The organism is Aeromonas sp. CU5 (assembly GCF_002586745.1).
Classification (GTDB): domain Bacteria; phylum Pseudomonadota; class Gammaproteobacteria; order Enterobacterales; family Aeromonadaceae; genus Aeromonas; species Aeromonas sobria.
This window is the reverse complement of record NZ_CP023817.1, coordinates 2,909,779-2,920,000: the sequence shown is the minus strand read 5'-3', so window position 1 is coordinate 2,920,000 and position 10,222 is coordinate 2,909,779. Positions and strand designations below refer to the sequence as shown.

General features: G+C 57.0%; 7 protein-coding genes and 2 rRNA genes (1 of these 9 cut by a window edge). 3 read left to right on the top strand and 6 right to left on the bottom strand.

Annotated elements, in window-relative coordinates; all coding sequences use genetic code 11:
- Positions 1–2,850 (top strand): 23S ribosomal RNA (locus CK911_RS12855) (it extends 40 nt beyond the left edge of the window).
- Positions 2,851–2,975: 125 nt separating this feature from the next.
- Positions 2,976–3,090: ribosomal RNA gene (gene rrf, locus CK911_RS12850) — 5S ribosomal RNA — on the top strand.
- A 287-nt stretch (positions 3,091–3,377) separates the two neighbouring features.
- Here the strand turns inward: rrf and CK911_RS12845 are convergent.
- From CK911_RS12845 to CK911_RS12830, 4 genes are all read right to left on the bottom strand, one after another.
- Entirely contained in the window at positions 3,378–4,859 is a 1,482-nt protein-coding gene (locus CK911_RS12845) for a carboxypeptidase M32 (protein ID WP_098970391.1), read from the bottom strand.
- Between the two features lie 135 nt (positions 4,860–4,994).
- Positions 4,995–5,576, bottom strand: coding sequence for a DNA endonuclease SmrA (smrA, locus tag CK911_RS12840; protein WP_098970389.1), 582 nt, complete (start codon positions 5,574–5,576; stop codon positions 4,995–4,997).
- Between the two features lie 189 nt (positions 5,577–5,765).
- Positions 5,766–5,945 (bottom strand): DUF3149 domain-containing protein, encoded by a 180-nt coding sequence (locus CK911_RS12835; protein ID WP_098970387.1) that lies wholly within the window; start codon positions 5,943–5,945, stop codon positions 5,766–5,768.
- Positions 5,946–6,066: 121 nt separating this feature from the next.
- Positions 6,067–6,969, bottom strand: a complete 903-nt coding sequence (locus tag CK911_RS12830) for a TraB/GumN family protein (protein WP_098970384.1) — start codon at positions 6,967–6,969, stop codon at positions 6,067–6,069.
- A gap of 88 nt (positions 6,970–7,057) precedes the next feature.
- Between CK911_RS12830 and CK911_RS12825 the strand changes: the two genes are divergently transcribed.
- Positions 7,058–7,390, top strand: coding sequence for a DUF1904 family protein (locus CK911_RS12825; protein WP_098970382.1), 333 nt, complete (start codon positions 7,058–7,060; stop codon positions 7,388–7,390).
- A gap of 90 nt (positions 7,391–7,480) precedes the next feature.
- On the opposite strand, the gene CK911_RS12820 is transcribed toward CK911_RS12825, so the two are convergent.
- Both CK911_RS12820 and CK911_RS12815 read right to left on the bottom strand, forming a co-directional pair.
- Positions 7,481–8,308 carry an SDR family oxidoreductase gene (locus CK911_RS12820; protein ID WP_098970380.1) on the bottom strand — a complete coding sequence of 276 codons (828 nt, stop codon included), beginning with the start codon at positions 8,306–8,308 and terminating at the stop codon, positions 7,481–7,483.
- Positions 8,309–8,449: 141 nt separating this feature from the next.
- Positions 8,450–9,898 (bottom strand): OprD family outer membrane porin, encoded by a 1,449-nt coding sequence (locus tag CK911_RS12815; protein ID WP_042022740.1) that lies wholly within the window; start codon positions 9,896–9,898, stop codon positions 8,450–8,452.
- Between the last annotated feature and the right edge of the window lie 324 nt (positions 9,899–10,222).

Below are 10,222 nucleotides of genomic sequence, written 5' to 3'. Positions count from 1 at the left end.
CAGAGGCGATGAAGGACGTACTAACCTGCGATAAGCTGTGAGAAGTCGGTAAGAGACGCTATTACTCACAGATTTCCGAATGGGGAAACCCACCCAGCATAAGCTGGGTATCGTTAAGTGAATACATAGCTTAACGAGGCGAACCGGGAGAACTGAAACATCTAAGTACCCCGAGGAAAAGAAATCAACCGAGATTCCCTTAGTAGCGGCGAGCGAACGGGGATTAGCCCTTAAGTTTCTTGGAAGTTAGTGGAATGGTCCTGGAAAGGCCAGCGATACAGGGTGATAGCCCCGTACATGAAAACGACCTTGAAGTGAAATCGAGTAGGGCGGGACACGTGACATCCTGTCTGAATATGGGGGGACCATCCTCCAAGGCTAAATACTCCTGACTGACCGATAGTGAACCAGTACCGTGAGGGAAAGGCGAAAAGAACCCCTGTGAGGGGAGTGAAATAGAACCTGAAACCGTGTACGTACAAGCAGTGGGAGCCCTTCGGGGTGACTGCGTACCTTTTGTATAATGGGTCAGCGACTTACATTTTGTAGCGAGGTTAACCGTATAGGGGAGCCGTAGGGAAACCGAGTCTTAACTGGGCGTCTAGTTGCAAGGTGTAGACCCGAAACCGGGTGATCTAGCCATGGGCAGGTTGAAGGTTGAGTAACATCAACTGGAGGACCGAACCCACTAACGTTGCAAAGTTAGGGGATGACCTGTGGCTGGGGGTGAAAGGCCAATCAAACTCGGAGATAGCTGGTTCTCCCCGAAAGCTATTTAGGTAGCGCCTCGGACGAATACTACTGGGGGTAGAGCACTGTTTGGACTAGGGGGTCATCCCGACTTACCAACTCCATGCAAACTCCGAATACCAGTAAGTAATATCCGGGAGACACACGGCGGGTGCTAACGTCCGTCGTGAAGAGGGAAACAACCCAGACCGCCAGCTAAGGTCCCAAAGTTCTGGTTAAGTGGGAAACGATGTGGGAAGGCTCAGACAGCTAGGATGTTGGCTTAGAAGCAGCCATCATTTAAAGAAAGCGTAATAGCTCACTAGTCGAGTCGGCCTGCGCGGAAGATGTAACGGGGCTCAAACCAGGCACCGAAGCTGCGGATTCAATCTTATGATTGAGTGGTAGGGGAGCGTTCTGTAAGTCTGCGAAGGTGTATCGAGAGGTATGCTGGAGATATCAGAAGTGCGAATGCTGACGTAAGTAACGATAAAGGGGGTGAAAAACCTCCTCGCCGGAAGACCAAGGGTTCCTGTCCAACGTTAATCGGGGCAGGGTGAGTCGACCCCTAAGGTGAGGCCGAAAGGCGTAATCGATGGGAAGCAGGTTAATATTCCTGCACGACTTGTAATTGCGATGGGGGGACGGAGAAGGCTAGGTGGGCCAGGCGACGGTTGTCCTGGTGAAAGTGCGTAGGCGGTATTTCTAGGCAAATCCGGAGATACAACGCTGAGACACGAGACGAACGCACTACGGTGCGGAAGCCATTGATGCCATGCTTCCAGGAAAAGCCTCTAAGCTTCAGATTACAAGTCATCGTACCCCAAACCGACACAGGTGGTCGGGTAGAGAATACCAAGGCGCTTGAGAGAACTCGGGTGAAGGAACTAGGCAAAATAGAACCGTAACTTCGGGAGAAGGTTCGCTCTTGACAGTGAAGTCCCTTGCGGATGGAGCAGTTGGGAGTCGCAGTGACCAGATGGCTGGGACTGTTTATCAAAAACACAGCACTCTGCAAACACGAAAGTGGACGTATAGGGTGTGACACCTGCCCGGTGCCGGAAGGTTAATTGATGGGGTTAGCGCAAGCGAAGCTCTTGATCGAAGCCCCGGTAAACGGCGGCCGTAACTATAACGGTCCTAAGGTAGCGAAATTCCTTGTCGGGTAAGTTCCGACCTGCACGAATGGTGTAACCATGGCCATGCTGTCTCCACCCGAGACTCAGTGAAATCGAATTCGCCGTGAAGATGCGGTGTACCCGCGGCTAGACGGAAAGACCCCGTGAACCTTTACTACAGCTTGGCACTGAACATTGAACCTACATGTGTAGGATAGGTGGGAGGCTTTGAAGCGATAACGCTAGTTGTCGTGGAGCCGTCCTTGAAATACCACCCTTGTATGTTTGATGTTCTAACGCAGGGCCCTGAATCGGGCTCGCGGACAGTGCCTGGTGGGTAGTTTGACTGGGGCGGTCTCCTCCCAAAGAGTAACGGAGGAGCACGAAGGTTGGCTAATCCTGGTCGGACATCAGGAGGTTAGTGCAATGGCATAAGCCAGCTTAACTGCGAGACGGACAGGTCGAGCAGGTACGAAAGTAGGTCATAGTGATCCGGTGGTTCTGAATGGAAGGGCCATCGCTCAACGGATAAAAGGTACTCCGGGGATAACAGGCTGATACCGCCCAAGAGTTCATATCGACGGCGGTGTTTGGCACCTCGATGTCGGCTCATCACATCCTGGGGCTGAAGTCGGTCCCAAGGGTATGGCTGTTCGCCATTTAAAGTGGTACGCGAGCTGGGTTCAGAACGTCGTGAGACAGTTCGGTCCCTATCTGCCGTGGGCGTTGGATGATTGAAGGGAGTTGCTCCTAGTACGAGAGGACCGGAGTGAACGAACCTCTGGTGTTCGGGTTGTCACGCCAGTGGCACTGCCCGGTAGCTAAGTTCGGAATCGATAACCGCTGAAAGCATCTAAGCGGGAAGCGAGCCCTGAGATGAGTCATCCCTGACCCCTTGAGGGTCCTAAAGGGCCGTTGGAGACCACAACGTTGATAGGTGGGGTGTGTAAGCGCGGCGACGTGTTGAGCTAACCCATACTAATTACCCGTGAGGCTTAACCATACAACACCCAAGAAGTGTTCTGAGACTTGTAGCAAATACCAAGTGAACTACTAACTAATTCAGTGATAGTGATGAAGCCACGAGCGACATCATTACTCACGTCAGCTTTCTAGATTAAGAATTTGCCTGGCGGCCATAGCGCCGTGGAACCACCTGATCCCATGCCGAACTCAGAAGTGAAACGCGGTAGCGCCGATGGTAGTGTGGCATTCGCCATGCGAGAGTAGGACACTGCCAGGCACCAAATACAAGAAACCCCGCTCAATGAGCGGGGTTTTTTATTGGCTGCAATTCAGTAAATTGCCTGATAATTGACCGCTATCGAGCGGTAATTGCAGCTTTGGCTACGTGCAGGAATGGAACCGCTGTGGCAACGGTGGGCTTCGTTTATGGATAATGCTGACATATCAGCGTTATGTTGGTGTTGACCTTGTACTAAGGGTTTGCAGCGCAACAAACCGCAATAAAAACGGGGCCCTGTAGTGGTCAACTAAAAATGGCCCCGTTCTGCTGTTAGCTTGCAGCTCTCATCGCTTCAGGTAGCGCTGTTCCAGATGCTGGCGCAGCCAGTGCGGGTTGAGCGCTTCACCGGTGGCGCGCCGCACCAGCTCGTCGGTGCTGTGCAGGCTTCCCTGTGACCAGATGTTGCGTCCGAGCCAGCCGAAGATCTCCGGCAGGCGGCCCGCCGCGATGACATCCCCCATGCTGCCTAGCTCTTTCTCGAGGGCAAAGCGCTGCTGGGCGGCATACATGGCGCCCAGGGTGTAGCTCGGGAAGTAGCCGAACGAGCCGTCGGTCCAGTGAATATCCTGCATGCAGCCATTACGGTAGTTGCCCTTGGTCGAGAGCCCCAGCCACTGCTGCATCTTGGCATCCCACCGCTCGGGGATGTCGGCCACCTCGATCTTCCCTTCCACCAGATCCCGCTCCAGCTCGTAGCGCAGGATGACGTGGGCCGGATAGGTCACCTCGTCGGCATCGACCCGGATAAAGCCCGGCTCGACCCGGCTGTAGAGCTTGGCCAGATTGTCCGGCGCAAACGCCGCCTGCTCGCCGAAGTGGTGACGAATGCGTGGCGCCAACAGTGCGAGGAAGGCCGGATGATGGCCCAGCTGCATCTCGCAAAACAGGCTCTGGCTCTCGTGGATCGCCATGGAGCGCGCTTCGGCCACCGGCTGACCCAGCAGATGGCGCGGCAGCCCCTGCTCGTAACGGGCGTGGCCGCTCTCGTGCACTATGCCCATCAGGCTGGAGACAAACTCCTGCTCGTTGTAGCGGGTGGTGATCCGCACGTCGGTCGGCACGCCACCACAGAAGGGGTGACTGCTCACATCGAGGCGGCCGTGGGCGAAATCAAAGCCGAGCAGTCCCATCACCTCCTGACCGAGCGCCTGCTGGGTCGGGATGGGGAAGGGGCCTTGCGGCAGCAGCAGGGCATCGCCCTTTTGCTGTTCACTCACGGTCTGGATCAGGCCCGGTAGCCAGCTGGCGAGATCGCCGAAGATCTGATCGAGCCGCGCGCTGGTCATGCCCGGCTCATAGAGGGCCAGCATGGCGTCGTAGGGGCGCACGCCAAGCGCATCGGCCCGCAGTTGCGCCACTTCACGGGAGAGTGTCACCACATCTTCGAGATTGGGGGCAAAACCGGCCCAGTCGTTGTTCTTGCGCTGGCTGCGCCAGGCGTGCTCGCATTTGCTGCCAGCCAGCGACAGCGCTTCGACCAGCTCACCGGGCAGCAGGCTGGCATCTTGCCACTGGCGCTTGATCTCGCCGAGGTTGGCGCGTTGCACTTCATCGAGCGGCTCGCTCTCGGCCTTGGCAATCCAGTCGCCCAGCTCGGGGGCGGTGCGCTTCTGGTGGATCAGCAGACCGAGTTCGGCCATCGCCTCGGCGCGGGCATCATTGCCCCCCTCCGGCATCATGGCCGCCTGATCCCAGCTGCAGATGGCGGCGAGGTGGCTAAAGCGGTGGATCTGTTGCTGATGTTGTTCAAGCTTTTGATATGACATGGGATTGTCCTTGTTATCGTCCCTGATGGTATGTCGCCTCGTACCTGGCATGATCGGGGCCGGTCGATGCTAACACCGCCGTCGCGTCGTTGACCACCTTCGCGAGGGCTGGCCCGAGGAGTGGCGGGCATCGGGTTAGCCGAGCCGCTTCTGGTGCTGTTCGCGGTTTTCCGCTTTTTTACGTTCGCTTTTGCGCAGCAGCACATAGAGGGCGCCACTGCCGCCGTGGCGACGCTCGGCGCTGTGGATCGCCATGACGGCGGGCAGTTGCGGCAGCCAGGCGCTGACATAGCTTTTCAGCAGGGCGCGCGGGGTGCTGCGCTCCCCCTTGCCGTGCAGGATCAGCAGGCAGCGGATATCCCGGACCTCACAATCCGAAATGAACTGCACCAGCGTCTGGCGTGCTTCGTTGAGGGTTTTCTGGTGCAAATCCAGGCTTGCCTGCAGCTCGTATTTGCCGAGCCGCAGCTTCTTGTAGACCCCCTCCTGTACCCCATCGCGCTTGAAGCCGACAATCTCGTGCGGATCGCGCATCTCGATGGCCTCCATGGTGAGGTGGTCGAGGGCGAGTTGCTTGGTGGTGGCAGCCTGACGGCGTGCGAGTTGCGCCTCGGTCGGGGCGGATTTGGCCGCCTGGGGATGGATGTTGTCGCTGCGAATGGGCCGCACATCGGCCACTTCATTCATAAATAGCGAGAGTTCGTCGTTATGAGACACGGCAGGCTCCCCATAAGAAAAAGTGGGGGCCATTATAACGGCCGCAACCGGCACAGAAAACGGGGAACGCGGGAGGGTATAAGAGGGGGTGCCCGCATGGAAACCGGTGCGTTCTGGCCCGGGAATCACTATCGCGAACCATAAAACAACACAGGCGGTCAGCGTGGGCTGCCGCCTGTGGTCAGAGGATTATTTGCCCTCTCTGGGGTGCGTAGAAGGGGTGTGCTGTGAATGAGGCGGTTGCGAGTGCATCACCTTGTAGATGAAGTAGGCCGCGTAGGAGCTTATCAGCAAGAAGGTGCCGATAATCACCAGCATCGACATCAATCCCACGCTGTTGCCAAACATCAGGTCCAGCCAAAAGTCCATTTTATTGCTCCTGTCACCCGGTTGATGACAAGCATGATAAATACCTCTTTGCCCCGTTTGGGATGATCCCGATCAACTCCCTTGCAGGTTGTTTAATAACCAGTGCGATCTGTGATCGTTCTCACTGGACTCCTTGTTCCTGAGCCTGCACCTGGCCCGGGGTGGTGAGCGGGGTAATGTGCCACCCCTGCTGCTCCAGCAATGCCAGCAACCCCTGTTCACCGTAAAGGTGCAGGGCGCCTACCACGATAAAGCTCTCGTTGGGCAGGGTGGACCATTTTTTCAGCCAGTTGTGGTTGCGCTCGGCCAGCAGGGTCTGCTCCATCCAGTTCTGTAGCGCGGGCGGGGCCATCTCCTCCTTGAGCAGATTGATCAGCGTTGCTTCATCCCCCTGTTGCCACGCCTTCATCACGGCGGCGAATCCGCTCTCCAGCATCGGCAGCTCATCCAGGGTGCTGGCGAGCATCAGGGTCTGGTTGTCACCCACGCTGGCCAGATAACCGAGCTGCTCCAGCAGGGTTTCAAAGCCCACCACAGGTTTGCCCTCTTTGGCGGCCCGGGTGGCAAAGTGCTGGTCTATCCCGAGTTCACTCTTGAAATCGGAGCGGGCCATGGCGGCCTGGGTCAGGGTAATGGCGGCAAACCAGGGGCGCAGGGTGGCGAGGGTAGCCTCGTCGATGCCATAGCGGACGCCCGCCATCAGGGTGCGTTGATAGAGCTCGGCAGGCAGATGATCCTTGAGTGGTTTGCCATCCACCAGTCGGGTGAGGGAGCCGGTCTGTTGCCACTGATCCGGCGTGATGCTGTTCATGTCCACCTCCATCACCAGTACGCGGCTCTGCAGCCAGGCCCGCTCCACCGGCTCTGGCAAGGGATAGAGGGCAGGTTTGCCCGCATGGATGGAGCCCAGCAGCCAGTGTTGCTGGTTGCCCTTGCTCACCCGATAGAAGGCAGGATCGGCAAAGGCGTGCAGCGGTAGCAGCAGGCAGAGCAGGAAGGCAAAGAGGGTGCGATGAAATCTCATGGGGATCCTTAATATGCGCCGGGTGACTTCTCTTGCTGACAATAACTCCTATGATAAGTCCTCATTTTAGATAACCAAGAGGTTTGCCATGCCCCATCTTCGTTTTCGCGCCGTGACCCTCGATACCCTGCAGCAGCTGAGCGGCCCACTGCTGGCCGAGCTTTGCGAGCTGACCGGCGGCAAGCCGGAGTTTGTCACCATGGAACGGGTGGAGAGTTGTTGGATCCGCAACGGCGAGCCAGAGGCGGGTTTTCCGTTTGTCGAGCTGCACTGGTTTGCGCGGCCCCAGGAGATGCAGGACGCCGCCGCACGCCTTATCACGCGCCATTTGAAACAGCTGCTGGGGGAGCAGACCTATGTGGTGGTGCAGGTGATCCCTCTGGTCAAGAGCGCCTACTACAGCAATGGCGAGCACTATTGAAGAGAGGATAAACAAGGTTGGCGGGTCGGGTTAGGTCGCTACGCGGCTAACCCAATCTACGCTACTGGATGCTTATCGCCAATCACGGGATCAGGCTGATTTGGCTAGCAGTTTGTCGAGCCAGCGAGTGGGCAGGATCCGTTTTAGCAGTGCAAAAATCCTGGTCGGGGTAGTCACCGGATAGCGCGCTTTGGGATGGGCGTGGCTCAGTGCATGGAGCAGCGGCGGGATGCAGGCTTCGCTGGGGAGGGTAAAGCCGCTAGTGGCACCCTCTTTTTCCAGCCGGGTCAGGGTCTGGTGATAGGCAGACTGATGGCGGCTCTGGGCCGGATCGATGTGACGCAAGAAGGCGCTGCGGGCATTGGCACGAAAGCGGGTATCGATGGGGCCCGGCTCGATCAGGCTGATATGTACCCCGCTGCCCGCCAGCTCGAGGCGCAGGGTGTCGCTGTATCCTTCCAGTGCAAACTTGCTGGCGTTGTAGGCGCCACGATACTTCATGGCAACCAGCCCCAGTACCGAGCTGTTCTGCACTATCCGGCCCTCTTTGGCCTCCAGCATCGGCGGCAGCACCTGGCGGATCAGATGGTGCCAGCCAAACAGATTGGTATTGAACTGCTCCTTGAGCGCTTCGGTGGGCAGATCTTCCAGCGCCCCGGGCTGGCCATAAGCGCCGTTGTTGAACAGGCCATAGAGGCACCCGCCCGCCAGATGGAGTGCCGCACTGGCACCCCACTCAATGGAGGCGGGATCCGCCAGATCCAGCTGGACTGCCAGTAATCCCTTTTGCTGCAGACGGGTCACATCTTCCGCCTTGCGCGCCGAGGCGATCACGGTAAAACCGTGCTGGCCCAGCGCCTGCGCGGCGGCGAGGCCAATACCGCTGGAACAACCGGTGATCAGAACAAAACGGGGCATGATTGCGTCCTTGTAACTGCTGGCAGAAGTGTGCGGGCTGGTGTGCGGATAAAACCCTTATCCGGCTCGCATGTTAGCCTGCCAACCGGAAAAAAGAAAACCGGGCCAAGTGGCCCGGTTTGCTGACATCGTATTGCCTGATTACATGAAGGTAAGCGGCATGATGATGTGGAACTTGACGTCGTGCTCGGAGGCGAAGATGTTGGGGTAATCGGTCCAACCGCCGCCCTGGCTGATGTCGTTGTTGTAGTCGGTGTAGTGCAGTTTGAACAGGGTGCCTTTCAGCTTGCCATCTTGCACGGTATAGGTGACATCGAAGTTGGCAGCCCATTCGGTATCTTCACCGTTGGCCGCTTTCTTGCCCTGACCTGTTTCGATATCCCAGCCGTAAGCACCGGAAACACCGACAGACCAGCCAGGAGCACCAACCAGGTCATCCAGCGCACGGGTCACACCGAAGAACAGCGCTTTTTCGTTGTTGGCGTTCCAGTCGGAGCGGGAATCCCACCAAATTTCGTTGGCGCCCTGAGAGTTGGCGTAGCCACGGGTCAGACGGGGCAGGTAGTTGCCTTCTGCACCTTCAGCTTTGGTCCACAGACCTTCCATACGGAAGCCATAAGGGCCCATGCCCCAAGCTGCAGTCAGCGCTTGCTGCCATGCCAGACCGTCATAAGTTTCGATCTGGGAAGTGCCCTTGGTGTAGGTCTCGGTTTCAGAGCCGTAGAACTGGTAGCTGGTAGAGAGGCCGCCCATTACGTCAAACTTGTGAGCCAGTTTGAAGTGGTAGCTGTCCATGTAGCCTTCGGACTGACCGAAGGAGCCGGTCACAGCAGTGCCATTCTCGAAAGTGTAACGAGCTGCGATACCGTGGATGTAGTCGATGATGTTTTCATCAGCAAACGGATCCATCCAGGCCTTGGCACGGGAGAATACCTGAGTCTCTTTGTACCAGGGAGCCTTGTACTCGTCAGCGATGGCGTAGGTCAGGTAGAGACCGCCGAAGTTGCCTTCGACTTGACCACCACGATAGGTACCCGGCTGATAAGACCAGTTAACACCGATTTGGCCAGGGACATACAGCTGGGTATAACCACCCTTGGCAGTAATGCCGCCGTCCAGGAATTTCAGCTTCATCGCTGCGTTGGAGAGGCTGAAGCCACCTTCAGGGGAGCCATCTTTGGCGTTGTTGCCCCAGTTGCGGCCAGCGAAGGAGAATTCGTTCTCCTGGTTTACCGCGTGATTTTCGGTAACAGCCAGGTCATAGGCACCGAAGCCGCCCAGATCCAGACCTACGGTGTCCCAGGCATAACCGGAGTTGAAGTTAAGAGCCGCTTGAACGGTGGCATGGCTCAGGTTGGACTGGTACTTGCCTTCTTTCTTGGCGGCAGTAGGGTCACCGTCAATACGCTGACGGTCACGCTGGAAGTAGAACAGGCCACCACTCAGCTTGGCATCATCGGCAAAGGCCTCATAGGATTTGCCATAGTTCGGGCTCATCATATCCTGAGCTGCCAATGCCATGCCGGGGGCGACCAGCGCGGCTACCACAGCGGCACTTAAAGCGGCGCGCTTGAAGATCACTTTTTCCATTTTTATTGCTCCTGATTTTATGGACTTAGCTTTTTGTCCCGGCAGTTGGCATCAGGCCTACCGCTCGGTATTGGCATTGCAATCAAAACCCCGAAGGGTAAAAATTCTTGGTATGTCGTCTGCGCTAGCGATGTCTTGGCACATCTGCTGAGGGCAGTTCTGTTCATCACGCTAATTATTTTTGAGGTTCCGATTCTTGGCTATCGGACAAGCCAAGAGTACGTTCGCGGTGCGAAATATCAATGAAAAGTTCCCGTCATGTTTCAAAAGTATGACCGAGTGCAAATATTCATAGCTGCACCTGCAATCCGTTACATCCCCCGT

Excerpts from the sequence above, each read along its gene's own strand:
- CK911_RS12845 (WP_098970391.1), bottom strand. The coding sequence starts at position 4,859 with ATGTCATATCAAAAGCTTGAACAACATCAGCAACAGATCCACCGCTTT.
- CK911_RS12835 (WP_098970387.1), bottom strand. The coding sequence starts at position 5,945 with ATGGACTTTTGGCTGGACCTGATGTTTGGCAACAGCGTGGGATTGATG.
- CK911_RS12825 (WP_098970382.1), top strand. The coding sequence starts at position 7,058 with ATGCCCCATCTTCGTTTTCGCGCCGTGACCCTCGATACCCTGCAGCAG.
- CK911_RS12815 (WP_042022740.1), bottom strand. The coding sequence starts at position 9,898 with ATGGAAAAAGTGATCTTCAAGCGCGCCGCTTTAAGTGCCGCTGTGGTA.
- CK911_RS12830 (WP_098970384.1), bottom strand. The coding sequence starts at position 6,969 with ATGAGATTTCATCGCACCCTCTTTGCCTTCCTGCTCTGCCTGCTGCTA.
- CK911_RS12820 (WP_098970380.1), bottom strand. The coding sequence starts at position 8,308 with ATGCCCCGTTTTGTTCTGATCACCGGTTGTTCCAGCGGTATTGGCCTC.